The 14,790-nt window shown below is 69.1% G+C and carries 4 protein-coding genes (1 of these 4 cut by a window edge); all 4 read left to right on the top strand.

Translation table 11 applies throughout. The features are described from left to right. Positions 1 to 156: 156 nt before the first annotated feature. Positions 157 to 927: a thioesterase II family protein gene (locus ACZ7L5_RS43595; RefSeq protein WP_471524502.1), complete on the top strand. Its 771-nt coding sequence runs from the start codon at positions 157 to 159 to the stop codon at positions 925 to 927. Next, complete coding sequence (locus ACZ7L5_RS43590; protein WP_471524500.1) at positions 924 to 2,636, top strand: amino acid adenylation domain-containing protein; 1,713 nt, start codon at positions 924 to 926, stop codon at positions 2,634 to 2,636. The genes ACZ7L5_RS43595 and ACZ7L5_RS43590 overlap by 4 nt, the downstream gene beginning before the upstream one ends. Beyond that, positions 2,633 to 3,877, top strand: coding sequence for a cytochrome P450 (locus ACZ7L5_RS43585; protein WP_471524498.1), 1,245 nt, complete (start codon positions 2,633 to 2,635; stop codon positions 3,875 to 3,877). Before ACZ7L5_RS43590 ends, ACZ7L5_RS43585 begins: the two co-directional genes overlap by 4 nt. A gap of 77 nt (positions 3,878 to 3,954) precedes the next feature. Further along, positions 3,955 to 14,790: the 5' portion of an amino acid adenylation domain-containing protein gene (locus ACZ7L5_RS43580; RefSeq protein WP_471524496.1), read on the top strand. The gene runs 3,243 nt beyond the window's last position; the window shows 10,836 of its 14,079 coding nt (coding positions 1-10,836); its start codon is at positions 3,955 to 3,957; its stop codon lies beyond the right edge, outside the window.

The following is a 14,790-nucleotide window of genomic DNA, read 5'->3' as shown; positions in this document are numbered from 1 at the left end:
CTGAGATCCCGGCCTTCCGGTCCGGCAGAGCGGAGGCAAGCCAACTGAAAGGGAAATGAAAGCGGAACGGAAGAGGTGGTTGGCATGATCCACACCGAGCCGGATGAGAGTGCCGCGGTGCAGGGTTGCCGACCCTGGCCGACGTCTTGAGGAGGAGTGACGGGGGCCGTGTCATCGTTGTATGCCAACCGTGTACGTGGGCAGTGGCTACTTCGCCGTCCCAGCGACGCCGCGACGTGCCGCATCTTCTGCTTTCCATACTCCGGGGTCGGAGCCTCCATGTACGCGCGCTGGCCGGAGTGGGCCGGGAGTGCGGAAGTGTGCCCGATTCAGTTGCCGGGCCGGGAAAACCGACTGGCGGAACCGCACTACGGCACCTTTGACGCCCTCGCCGAACAAGTGATTCCCGAGCTCGAGCCCTATTTGGACCGACCGTTCGCGTTCTTCGGGCACTGCAGTTCCGCACTCGCTGGTTTCGCGGTGGCCACCCGGCTCTTCGGTGCCGGCCTGCCCGTGCCGCGACGGCTCTTCGTGTCCTCGCAGGTGGCGCCGCACGAGCCGCCGTACGGCCGGTTCCTTGCCATGGGCGAAGATGAACTGACCGCCGAGCTCGCCAGGTTGACCCGGTCCATGGGCGGGGAACCGGTTCCGGACCTACTCGATCTAGGGCTTTCGGTCATGCGGGCTGACATCGCCGCGCACAAGGCGTACCGGATCCCTGAACCGCTGCGGCTGCCGGGCGGTGTCACCGTGATCGGATGGGACCGGGACGAGGAAGTGCGGCCGCAGCTAATGGGCGGCTGGCGCCAGTATTCTTCCGACACCCGGTTCATCACCCTGCGCGGCTCTCACCACACGTTCCTCGAGGCGCCCCTGGCGCTGATGACGGAGCTGGCCCAGGACATGCAGCGGGACGTGGCCCGATGAACACAGTGCACGAGGTGCTGGCCGAGCGGGTCGCTGCGACTCCCGACAAGGTGGCCGTGCGCGGGGACGGCTGTGTCCTCACGTACGCGGAGCTGGACGCGCGGGCGAACCGTGTCGTGGACCGGTTGCGGGCACTCGGCACGGGCCGGGAGTCCAAGGTGGGCGTTGTGGCCCGGCGCTCGGTCGAGCTTGTGGTGACACTGCTGGGTGTCCTGAAGTCCGGTGCCGCCTACGTCCCCGTAGACCCGCGGCAGCCGGACGGCTGGCGCACCACGGCGCTGCGGTCCGTCGGTGTGCATCGTCTCGTGGACGAGAGCGGCACCGTGCTGCACGGGTATGAGGCCGCCGAACTGGATCCGCATGCCGGACAGGACGCGGGGATGGCGGGCGGCAATCTCGCTTATGTCGCGTTCACTTCGGGGTCCACCGGTACCCCCCGCGGGGTATCGGTGCCCCACGAGGCGGTGCTGCGGCTGGCACTCGACCCGGCCTGCGCCCCGCTCGACCCTCACGACCGCTATCTTCAGTTCGCTCCCGTGGCATTCGATGCGTCCACATTCGAGATCTGGCCCGCCTTGCTCGGTGGCGCCGAACTCGTGGTGCATCCTCCGGGTGAGCCGTCACCGGCTGAACTCGGACGATTTATCGGAGAACAGAAGATCACGACACTGTGGATGCCCTCCGGGCTCTTTCAGTTGATGGTCGATGCGCACGTCGATCAGTTGGTGGGGGTGCGGCGGCTGGTCGTCGGTGGCGACGTGGTCTCCCCCCAGCACGCCGCGGAGGTCCTGGCGCGGGTCCAGGACCTACGGCTAGTCAACGGGTATGGCCCGACGGAGAACACCACCTTCACCTGCTGCCACGAGGTGGTCCCGGGGGAGCCGGGGCCGCTGCCCATCGGACGGCCGATCACAGGCACCGACATACGGGTGCTGGACGAACAGCTCAGGCCGGCCGCGGAGGGCGAGCTCTACGCGGTGGGGTCGGGTCTGGCCCGCGGTTATGCAGGCGCGCCGGGGCTGACTGCGGCCCGGTTCGTCTGCGATCCATGGAGCTCGCCGCCCGGCGGAAGGATGTACCGGACCGGTGATCGTGTGCGCGTCCGCCAGGATGGTGTGCACGAGTTCCTGGGGCGGATCGACCGGCAGGTCAAGATCAACGGATTCCGGGTGGAGCCGGGTGAGGTGGAAAGCGCCCTCGCGGCTCAGCCGGGTGTGCGCGCCGCGACGGTGGTTGTCCAGCCGACCCCGCAGGGGACGCAACGGCTGATCGCGTTCGTCACACCGCACAGGGGTCAGGTGGTCTCCGTACTGGGACTGCGCAAGCAGGCCACTGCAGTGTTGCCGGACTACGCGCGGCCTACGTCCTATCGGGTTGTCGACGACCTTCCGCTGACGATCAACGGCAAGGTCGATCGCGCCGAGCTGGCCGGGCTCGTCTGCCGTGAGCGCCCGGATCTATTCACCGACTACATTCCTCCGAGCTCTTCCCTGGAGGAGCAGATCGTTGCGATGTGGTCCGACCTGCTGGGGATCGACCGGATCGGGATCGACGACGACTTCATCGTCCTGGGCGGCTATTCCCTGCTCAGTATGCGGATGACCGCCGACATTGCCGCCGAGTTCGGGGTGATGCTCACGCCGCGGGACTTCTACATGAGACCGACCGTGGCGGGCCTTGCGGCACTGATCGAGGAGCGGACTCTATGAGGATGTCGCCGGACGATCCGGGCCAGCCGGTGGACCTGGACCGTGTCGACCTGTGGGATGCGCGACTCTACAGCGACGGGCATCCGCACGCGGTCTGGCGCTTGTTGCGGGCTAAGGCGCCCGTTCATCGGCAGGAAATGCAGGACGGCCGACGCTTCTGGTCGGTCGTGCGGCACGCGGATGTCTGCCGAGTCCTGCGCGACCACGCGTTGTTCACGTCCGAGAGGGGAACGCTGCTCACCGCGCTCGGCGCCGATGACCCTGCGGGCGGCAAGATGATGGCTGCGACCGACCCGCCGCGCCACACAGCGCTGCGGGAGTCGCTGGGTCGTGTGCTGTCGGTCCGGGCGTTGGAGGCCCGGCGCGAGGTACTGCTTAAGCCCATCGACCGGCTCCTGGACCCCTTGCTGACCGGGGAGATCACGGACCTCGCCACGGCAGCGATGGACTTCCCGATGGACTTCATCGGCACCTTCATGGGCCTGCCGGAGGAGGACTGGCCGCGGCTGGCGAAGCTGACAACGATGGCGATCGCACCGCACGACGCGGACTTCCAGGAGGGATCCGCTCCGCTCACGCTGCTCACCGTGCACCACGAACTGTTCGAGTACTTCTCACGTCACGTGTTCGCTCGCTGCGGTACGCCCACGGACGATCTGATCGGTCAGTTGATGAGCATGCGGATCAACGGTAGCCCACTCGACCACGAGACAATCGTCTATAACTGTTACAGCCTGATCCTGGGCGCCAACGTGACCACACCACACACCATCACCGGTCTGGTGCAGGCGCTGATGGACCACCCGGCCGCCTACCGCAAAGCCGCCGCGGACTCTTCCCTTGTGCCAGGGTGCGTCGAAGAAGGGCTGCGTTGGTCCTCGCCCGCCAGCCACTTCATGCGCTACGCCACCCAGGATGTCGAACTCTGCGGGCACACGATCCGCGAGGGCTCGGCACTGGTCGCGTGGCTGGGATCCGCCAACCGGGACGAAGACGTCTTCGCCGACCCCTACGTGTTCGACATCGAGCGCAAGCCCAACCGGCACATAGCCTTCGGCTTCGGGCCGCACTACTGCGTCGGGGGCGCACTGGCGCGAATCTCGCTGCGCATGCTCTTCGAGCGGATCTTCGCGCGCATCGAACGATTCGAGCCAGTCGGCGAAGTCCTGCACCTGGCATCCAACTTCGTGGCGGGGGTCAAGTCGATGCCGGTGCGAGCTGTACCCCGCATCGGGGCCTAGCAGTTCGCTGTCGTGACTTACGTGGTTGTGGAGGCGTCCCCTGGACCGGGCCGCCGGAATGAATGGTCGGTGAAATCTTGAAGTCCTCGCACACGGGTGACGCGTTGTCGGCGCCGCTGTCGCCGACGCAGCACGACATCTGGGTCGCCTGCCGAGCCGACCCCGACGCTCCCGTCTACCGAGCGGCCGAATGCGTCCAGGTGGAAGGGCCGCTCGACCGAGCCCTGTTCGAGCAGGCGTTGCAGCGCACGGTGTACGACGTCGATGCCCTGCGGGCCAGATTCGTCGAGACGGCGGACGGACCACGCCAGCTGATCGGCGTACTCCCGCCGTGGGAATTGGCATGGCTCGATTTCCGGTCACAGTCCGATCCCCGGGCCGCCGCCGACGAGTGGGTACGTAAGGACCTCGCCCGCCCGATCAACCTAGCCGTCGACCGGTTGTTCACCTTCGCCGTCTTCCGGATCACCGACCGCACATACCTCTGGTACCAGGGCTTTCACCACATCGTCATCGACGGGGTCAGCTTCGGTCTGCTCAACCAGCGGTTCGCCGAGGTGTACAACGCCCTGACGGACGGCTTGGCCGTTCCCCCTGCCTCCATCGGCTCGGTGCGATCACTCGTCGAGGCCTACGAGGAGTACGCCTGCTCCAGCCAGTTCGCCGAAGACCGCGCCTACTGGTGGAACCTCTTCGCCGACCTTCCGGAGCCGGGTCGGCTGGCCGGGGAGCCGCCAGCGGGGTGGACGGTGCCGGTTCGACGGCGCGCGGTACTGCCGGAGGGATCCCTGGAGGCGCTGCGAAACGCGAGGCAGCGGCACGGCATTCGGACGTCCCGCCTGATGTTCGCGGCTGCTGCCGTGCTGGTGCACCGGCACTCCGGATCTGGCGACGTCGTGCTTGGACTGCCGGTCACCGCACGGGTGACCGAGACGACGAAGAGGGCGGCCGGACCGCTGGTGAACGTGCTGCCACTCAGGCTGTCGGTACGGCCGCAGACCCTGGTGCGCGAACTGGTCGAACAGGTCGGGGCTGAGATCAAAGCGGCCCTGGCCCATCAACGCTATCCCGGCGAGCAACTACGCCAGGAGCTGATGATGCGCGGCATGAGACGCTCCGTGCTGGGGCCGGCGGTGAACGTCATCCCGTTCCACTACGGTGGCCGCCTGGGTGACGCCCACCTGGTGACGTCACGTAACGTGTCGGTCCGTCACATCCACGATATGAGCTTCAGCGCCTACCGGCGTGCCGACGGCGGGATGGACCTCGACCTGGAGGCCGATCCACGGCTCTACACGGACGGCGAAGTCGCAGGCCACCACGAGGCGTTCGGTCAACTCGTCGAGGAGATCACCGAGGCGCTCAACCACCCCGAACGTACGGTCGCCGACCTGTCCACGGTGGGGGACGAACGCTGCGAGACGCTGCACGGTTGGGGACACCCGGCCGGACCGCCCGTTCCTGCACGCACCTTTTCCGACCTCTTCCGGGAGGTCGCGGCACGGCACGGGGACGCGCCGGCCGTGGAGCTGATGGGTGAGCCCAGCGTCCGCTACACGGACCTGGACGAACGGGTCAACACGCTGGGCAGGCTGCTGCTCGCCAGGGGCGTCGGGCCGGAATCGGTCGTCGCGGTCGCGCTGCCACGCTCCGTCGACCTAGTGGTGGCCGTATTGGCCGTGATGCAGGCCGGCGGGGCCTACCTGCCCGTCGATCCGGCGTACCCACGAGACCGCATTGCCCACATGCTCTCCGACGCCCGCCCGCAGTGCCTGCTCACCGTAAAAGAACTGGCCGAGGCTGTTAGGACGGGGGACACACCCGTCGTCCTCCTGGACGATCCAGCCACCCAGGAGGAGATGTCCGGGACGGCTCGCGCCTCCGGTGCCGAACTCGCCGGGGCGCCCGACGTCCGGAACACTGCCTACGTCATCTACACCTCCGGTTCCACCGGACGCCCCAAGGGCGTCGCGGTGACCCACCAGGGGGTGGCGGCCCTCGCGCAGGCCCAGCAAGGGACCTTCTCCGTCGGCCCGGGGTCACGAGTGCTGCAGTTCGCCTCGATCAGCTTCGACGCCGCGTTCTGGGAGTTGACCATGGCACTGCTCTCCGGCGGCACCCTCGTCCTCGCGCCACACCCGGAAGAACTGTCGCCGCCCGAGCTGGGGCGCTTCCTCGACGAGCAACAGATCACCCACGCCACTCTGCCGCCTGCGGTACTCGCGGCGCTCCCCGACGGCGCGATACCCGAGGGAATCACCCTTGCCGTGGCCGGCGAGGCGTGTGCGCCCGAGCTTGTGGACACATGGTCGCCCGGCCGCACGATGATCAACGCCTACGGTCCGACCGAAACCACGGTGTGCTGCACCGCGAGCGACCCGTTGAGCGGCACCGGCTCGCCTGTCCCGATCGGCAGGCCCTTCGCGCTCTCGGGCATTCACGTGCTGGACCACGCCCTGCAACCGGTCCAGCCCGGTGTCGCCGGTGAGGTCTACGTGACGGGGCCGGGCCTTGCACGCGGCTACCTCGGCCGGGCCGGTCTGACCGCCGAGCGCTTCGTGGCGAACCCGTTCACCGGTGACGGTGACCGGATGTACCGCACGGGCGACCTGGCACGGTGGCGGGAAGACGGCCGACTGGTGTTCATCGGGCGCTCGGACCAGCAGGTGAAGGTCCGCGGTTTCCGCGTTGAGCTTGGCGAGATCGAGTCCGTACTGCTGGCGTCGGACGGAGTCCGTCAGGCGGTCGCCGTGCTGCGCACCGATGGCGCACGGGAACCGCAGATCGTTGCCTACGTCGTCCCCGAGGCCACCGGTGCCCTGGATGTCGACGCGGCTCGCAAACGGCTGGCCGAAACGCTTCCCGCACACATGCGCCCGCACGCGATCCTCGAGCTCGACGCCCTGCCCGTCACTCCTCAAGGCAAGGTGGACCGCGCCGCCCTGCCGGCCCCCTCCCGAACGGGCCGGACGGCGGCTGCTGGCCACGGGTCCGTCAGCTCGCCGCGGACGCCGCGGGAGCGGCAGCTGTGTGCGCTTTTCGCCGAGATCCTCGACGTCGATGCCGAAACGGTCGGGATCGACCGGAGCTTTTTCGAACTGGGCGGCCACTCCCTGCTGGCGGGGCAACTTGTGATGCGGATCCGCGCGGAACTCGGCGCCCACTGCGGCATGGAAACGGTCTTTCTTGCGCCGACCGTACGGGAACTCGCCGAACGCCTGGGTGAGAGTCATGCCGGCTCCGACGACGACCCCGTACGCCGAGGCCCCGTTCCGGCACCCCGCGACAGCGACCTGCAGTTGTCGTTCGCCCAGCGAAGGCTGTGGTTCCTGCAGCAACTCGAAGGGCCCAGCGCCGCGTACAACATCCCGCTCGTCCTCAGCCTTGACGGCGAACTCGACCACAGCGCCCTGGCCGCGGCACTGGGCGACGTCGTCGACCGCCATGAGACGCTGCGCACCCTCTACCAGGACCGCGCGGGACAACCGGTCCTCCGCATTCTCGCCGAGGGCGGGCCAGCCCACCCTGGGCTCGCAGTCGTGGCCACCGACGACTCGCGACTGCGCGAAGCGCTGACTGTGGCCGCAGCAGGCACCTTCGACCTGTCGGTCGAAACCCCGCTGCGGGCCTCGCTGTTCGCCCTCGGCCCGAAGCGCCACGTACTCCTCCTGCTGCTGCACCACGTTGCGGCCGACGGCGAGTCGCTCGGCCCGCTGTTGCGCGACCTCCTGGCCGCCTACGAAGCCCGGCGCGCGGGACAGACTCCGGCCCTGAGACCCCTGCCCCTGAAGTATGCCGACTACACCGCCTGGCAACGTCGTATGTTGGGCGAGGAGGACGACCCGGACAGCGTCGCTGCACGGCACATAGCCTTCTGGCGGAAGGCGCTGACCGGTCTCCCCGACCACCTCGACCTGCCCGTCGACCGGCCGCATCCAGCGGGCGTCAGCTCCGCACCCTCAGGGCTGACCGAAATCCACCTCGACCCAGCTCTCCACAGCCGTGTCGCCGACCTCGCGCGGTCCGCCGACGCCAGCACCTTCATGGTGCTCCAGGCAGCTCTGGCGGCGCTGTTGACCAGGCTCGGTGCCGGCAACGACATCGCCGTCGGCGCGGCCGTGGCTGGGCGCTCTCATGCCTCTTTCGCCGACCTGGTCGGTCTGTTCGTCAACACAGTGGTGCTGCGCACCGACACTTCAGGCAACCCCGGTTTCGACGAACTGCTCGGCCGGGTGCGCCGTGCGAACACCGAGGCCTATGCCCACCAGGACCTGCCGTTCGAACGGTTGGTGGAGGCGCTCAAGCCTCCGCGGTCGATGTCCAGGCATCCGCTCTTCCAGATCATGCTCTCGATGGACAGCTCACGGCGGGTGCTGCCGTCTGTGGCCGGCCTGGAACTGGAGCTGACGGGCATGCCCACCGGTACGGCCAAGTTCGACTTGTCCTTCAACCTCCGTGAAGCCCTCACGGCTGAAGGCGATGCGGCCGGGATCATGGTGACCCTGGAATACCGCGCCGACGTCTTCCTGCCAGACACCGCTCAGGCCATGCTGGAGCGTTACGTCCGCCTGATCGAGGCGGTCACGCAGGACCCGGGTTCGCGGATCGGCGATGCCCTGATCCTCGCCGACGACGAATACCGTCGGATACTGCACGACTGGAACCGGACCGAAGCACCGCACACGTTGGACGATGTGGTGGCACGGGTCAGGGCCATGGCGGACCGGCGAGGGGATGCCGTGGCGGTCACCGACCATGACGGTGACGTGACCTACCGGGAACTCGTGGCGGGGATGGAGCTGGTCTCAAGCCGGCTACAGGCTCATGGCGTGGGGCCGGACGCGGTAATCGGCGTGCTGGCCGACCGGAGCCGCTGGGCGGTGACCGCGTTCCTCGGCGTGCTCGCGTCCGGAGCCGCGTACCTCCCCCTGGATTCGGGCGCACCCGTGAGCCGGTCCGCAGCCCTGGTGTCCGACGCGGGCACGAGGTGGCTGCTGGCCGGTCCCCAGCACGGCGACCTCGCGGCCTCGGTGGCGAAGCAGGCGGCCAGCACGGTGGGCGTATTGGAGCTCACGGAGGACGCCGAGGAACCCGTCGGCTGTATGCGCGTGGCACCGGCGCCCGACCAGCTGGCGTATGTCATCTTCACGTCCGGTTCCACCGGCCGCCCCAAGGGCGCGATGGTGCACCACCGGGGCATGAACAACCATCTGTTGGCCAAGGTGGAGAGTCTCGCCCTAACCGCCGAGGACACACTCGTCCTCAATGCCCCGCTCACCTTCGACATCTCACTGTGGCAGATGGTTGCAGCCCTGCTCGTTGGTGGCCGGACGCTCGCGGTCGGACAGGACCTGGCTGCCGATCCGCCCGGGCTGTTCAAGTCTGTGGCCCTTGAAGGGGCCACCGTGCTGGAAGTGGTTCCCTCACTGCTGCGGGCCGCCCTGGAGGCGTGGGACGACGGGGCACAGGTGCCGGAGTTGCCGAAGCTGCGGTGGCTGGTGGTCACCGGCGAGGAGCTGCCCGCCGAACTGAGCCGGCGTTGGCTCGCTCGCTTCCCGGCCATCCCCGTCGTCAACGCCTACGGTCCGACCGAGTGTTCGGACGACGTCACCCACGCTGTTGTCGCGCAGCCGCCCAACCGGACCACGGCACCCATCGGCCGCGCGATCCGTAACACCCGGCTGTACGTGCTGAGCGACGAGCTCCAGCCCGTACCCGTCGGAGTCGTCGGCGACCTGTACGTCGCCGGTACCGGAGTCGGTCGGGGATACCTGGGCGATTCGGCCAAGACCGCGGGCACGTTCCTGGCCGATCCCTTCGCCGCCGATGGCGGTCGTCTCTACCGCACCGGCGACCGGGTGCGGTTCCTGCCGGACGGGCAGCTCGAGTTCCTGGGCCGCCGCGACTCGCAGGTCAAGATCCGGGGACGACGGATCGAACTGGGCGAGGTGGAGGCGCAGTTGCGCGCTCAGCCTGGTGTGACGGACGCGGTTGCATCCGTGGTAACGGGCCCAAGCGGGCACCCCAGTCTCGTCGGGTACATCGCTGGTGGGCAGGACACCCGGGCGGTGCAGGAGGCGCTGGCCGCGCAGCTGCCCGACCATCTGGTGCCGTCCGTGGTGATAGCGCTGGACGCGATCCCGTTGACGCCGAACGGCAAGACCGACCGCAAGGCGTTGCCCGTGCCGGAGCTGACCGGCGCGCAGAGCCGGGCGCCGGGCACGCCGCAGGAGGAGATCCTCTGCGGGCTGTTCGCCGACGCGCTCGGCATGGACCGGGTCGGCACCGATGACAGCTTCTTCGACCTCGGCGGCCATTCCCTGCTGGCCACCCGGCTGGTGTCGCGGATCCGCGCGAGGCTCGGCGTGGAGGTCACTCTCACAACCCTGTTCCAGGCACCGACCCCTGCCGGTCTCGCCCGGCGGCTGCCGGGCGCCGGGCCGGCACGTCCGGGACTGGTGCAGCAGACCCGTCCCGGCGTGCTGCCGCTGTCCCCGGGGCAGCACCGCCTCTGGTTCCTGCACCACCTCCGACCGGATTCCACCGAGTATCACGTGCCGGTCGTGCTCGACATCGACGGACCGCTCGACTCCGAGGCCCTGGCAGCGGCGTTGGAGGACGTCGTCCAGCGGCACGAGGTCCTCCGCACGCTGTATCCCGCCGACGGCCCCGAACCCCGCCAGCGTGTGCTCCCGTCAGCGGAGCTCCGACTCGAACTGCAGGAAACCCCGGCCGAGAAGCTGCCTGAGCTGGTGCAGGCCCACCTCGACCGGCCTTTCGTCCTGGCGACCGAATCGCCTGTCCGGGCGGCGCTACTGGCCACCCCGGGCGGCGAGGTCCGCGTCCTAGTCCTCGTCCTGCACCACATCGCCTTCGACGGCTGGTCGCTCGACGTCCTCCTCCGCGACCTGGACAAGGCCTACCGATCACGCTCAGCCGGTCATGCGCCCGGTTGGGAACCGCTTCCGCTTCAGTACGCGGACTACGCGCTGACGCAGCGGCAACTGCTGTCAGACGCATCCGACACCGGTGGTGTGCTCGGCGGCCAACTGGGGTTCTGGCGTGCGGCGCTGACGGACCTGCCCGAAGAGGTGACGCTGCCGACGGACCGGCCGCGCCCCGCCGCGCCGGCCTTCACGGGTGATGTAGTGCCACTCCGACTCGACCCAGAGGTGTGGGACGGGGTACGCAAGCTCGCCCGCACCAGCGGGGCGAGCGTCTTCATGGTCCTGCATGCCGCGTTGACTGCCCTGCTGTCACGACTGGGCGCCGGAGACGACGTGCCGGTTGGCACCGTAGTCGCCGGACGGGGCGACGAACTGCTCGACGACCTGGTCGGCTTCTTCGGCAACACGGTGACGCTGAGGATGTCGACCGCGGGCAATCCCTCGTTCGCCGACCTGCTGGATCGTGCGCGTACCGCGGACCTCGCTGCCTTCGCGCACCAGGATGTGCCGTTCGAACAAGTCGTGGAAGAGCTCAATCCGACGCGGTCGCTGTCGCAACATCCTCTGTTCCAGGTGATGCTGGCGCTGCAGGATACCCCTCAGGCACAACCTGCTCTGGGCGGTCTGACCGTACGCCGCCGGTTCGCGGGGCTCGGGCGGGCGAAGTTCGACCTGTCCTTCCTGCTGCGCTCGGCGGACGACGTACTCACCGGCGGCGTGGAGTACGCCACGGAGCTGTATGACCGGTCCACGGTGGAGCGTCTGGTGACGATGTTGCGCCGCGTGCTGATGGAGGTCGTCGCCGACCCCGGCGTCCGGCTCGGCGACATCGACCTGCTGGGCGCGCACGAGCAGACCGAACTTGTGCGGCACCGCAACGACACCCGTCACCAAGTGCCGTATGAGACCGTCGTCGAAGCCTTCCGGGCCCGGGTCGCCATGGCTCCCGACGCCATCGCCGTTAGCGCGCCCGACGGCGTGCTGACCTACCGTGATCTCGACGCCCGGACCGATCGCCTCGCCGGAGCGCTCGCCCACCGGGGGGCGGGGCCCGAGCGGTTCGTCGCGATCCTCCTGCCGCGCAGTGCGGAGCAGATCGTGGCGATACTTGCGGTCCTGAAATCTGGCGCCGGCTATGTGCCCCTCGACGTGGACCATCCCGCGGGGCGGCTCGAGGCCGTCGTAGGTAATGCCAGGCCGGTCGTTGCGATGACCACCGCCGGACTCGCACACCGGCTTCCGCTGCCGACGCTGCTGGTGGACCAGGACCTGCCCGGAACGGCAGCGCCCGCTCCCGCGCCGCCCCGCGCCGAACACCCGGCGTACGTGATCCACACATCCGGCTCGACGGGCACACCCAAGGGCGTCGTGATCGAGCACCGTGCGCTCGCTCACTATGTTGCCTGGGCGGCGGCGTCCTATCCCGGCGCGGGCGACCGGACTCTGCTCCACTCGCCGATCACCTTCGACATGCCCGTGACCACGGTGTTCGCGCCGCTGGTGGCTGGGGGGCGGATCGACATCGGCGACCTGGAGCCCGGTGGCACACCCGACCGGAGATACAGCTTGCTGAAGATGACCCCAACCCACCTGGCCATGCTCGGCGAGCCTCATCCATTCTTCGCGGCCGGGTGCGATCTGGTGGTCGGCGGGGAGCAGCTGCCCGTGGAGCTGGCCGAGGCGTGGTTGTCCCGTGTACCGGGGATGACGATCCACAACGAATACGGTCCCACCGAGGCGACCGTCGGATGTGTGCTCTTCTCAGCAACCTCCTCTACTCGCCTTCCCGCGGGCGGCGTGCCGATCGGGCGCCCGGTGTGGAACACGGCCGTCTACGTGCTGGACGCCTGGTTCAACCCGGTTCCGGTCGGGGTCACGGGCGAGCTCTACGTGTCTGGCGTGGGGTTGGCGCGCGGCTATCTGGGCGCCGCGGGCGCAACCGCCGAGAGGTTCGTGGCCGACCCCTGGGCACCGGGACGCCGCATGTACCGCACCGGGGACCGCGTTCGGTGGACGGCCGACGGCCTGCTCACCTTCCAAGGTCGCGCCGACGATCAGGTCAAGATCCGCGGCTTCCGGGTCGAGCCCGGTGAGGTCGAGGCGGTCATGGGCCGCCATCCTGCGGTGTCCCGGGCGGTCGTGGTTGCGCGGGAGCAGGACCTCGTGGCCTATGTGGCCTCGGCATCGGCGGTGGCCCCGGGCGAGCTGCGCGCGTGGGCCGTTCAGATGCTGCCCGCACACTTGGTGCCTGCGGTATTCGTCGTGCTGGCAGACCTGCCCACCACCGCCAGCGGCAAGGTGGACCGACGCGCCCTGCCGGAGGCGTCGGCGCGGGGCAGTGGTGGCGCACTGGGCGACCCGGTCGTGGAAGTCCTGGCCGGTGTTTTCGGCGAGGTACTGGGAGCCGAGCAGGTCGGGGCCGACGACGACTTCTTCGATCTGGGCGGACACTCGCTGTCGCTGCTCCGGCTGGTGAACCGGATACGCACGGTGTTCGGCCGGGAGGTGCCCGCACGGTCGGTGTTCGAGCACCCGACGGTGCGCTCGCTCGCCGGCCTGCTCGCCGGAGCCCGCGCGGCAGGCCCGGTGCTGGGCCGACGCCCCCGCCCGCAGCGGGTGCCATTGTCGTCGGCGCAGCGTCGCCTGTGGTTCCTCAACCGGATGAACCCCGGGGACTGGAGCTACAACGTACCGCTGCTGCTGGACCTGGAAGGGCTCCTGGCTCCGACGGCGCTAGAGGCTGCTCTGGAGGATGTGGTCCAGCGGCACGAGCCGCTGCGCACTGTGCTCCCCGGCGACGACGGGGAGCCGTGGCAGGAGATCCTGTCCGGCCCCGAGGCCCTGCCCAGGATGGTGACGCTGGAGGTCAGCCCGGAGGAGCTGGCCCGGAGGACTGAGGACGCCCAGCGGTACGCGTTCGATCTGGCGACCGAACCACCGCTGCGGGTATGGCTGCTGAGCACCGCGCCCGACCGCCACCGCCTGCTGCTGCTCTTCCACCACGTCGCCGTGGACGGCATGTCCGTCGCTCCACTGCTGCGCGACCTGGACGAGGCCTACCGGGCCCGGTGCGCCGGGCGGGCACCGCAGTGGCAGCCGCTTGCGGTGGACTACGCGGACTATGCGATGTGGCAGCGGGACCAGCTCGACAACCCGGACACGGACAGCGCACGGAGCCGGGGTGTCACGTTCTGGAAGTCCGCGCTCGCCGAGCTTCCTGACGACCTGCCCCTGCCGGTGGACCGCCCGCGCGCCGCCGAACCGTGCCTCACCGGCGGGGTGGCGCCCTTCACAGTGGATGCCGCTCTCTGGGGGGAGGTCCGGTCGCTTGCGCGCAGCTGCGGTGCAAGCGTCTTCATGGTGCTGCACGCGGCGGTCACCGCCCTGCTGTCGAGGATCGGCGTCGGGGATGACGTGCCGGTCGGCACACCCGTCGCGGGTCGTGCTGACGAGGCCCTGGACAACCTGGTTGGGTTCTTCGTCAACACCGTGGTGCTGCGTGTGTCCACTGCCGGAAACCCGTCGTTCGCTGAGTTGGTGGAGCGCACGCGCGAGTGGGATCTTGCCGCGTTCGCCCATCAGGACGTGCCGTTTGAACAGATCGTGGACGAGGTCAACCCGGCACGGTCGCTGTCGCGCCACCCGCTGTTCCAGGTGATGGTCACGCTGCAGAACGCACCGGAAGCGATGGCCGGGCTCGGAGACCTCATCGTCAGCCGGACCGTTCCCGAGACCACCGCCGCCAAGGTGGACCTGTCATTCGGGTTCGCCGACGACGCCGGCGAGGGATGCCGGGGTGCCGTGCAGTACTCCGCGGACCTGTTCGACCACTCGACCGCCGAGCGACTGGCGGCCATGCTGGACCGGTTGCTGCGCGCGGTGGTCGCCGAGCCGGGCCGGGGCATCGCGGAGCACGACCTGCTCGGTCCGCAGGACCGGGATCTGCTGTCCCGGCACGGCAGCGGC

The sequence above is a fragment of the Streptomyces sp. NPDC107528 genome (assembly GCF_055639295.1).
Note: the sequence above shows the minus strand (reverse complement) of the source record. Positions and strands in the feature narration are given on the sequence as shown.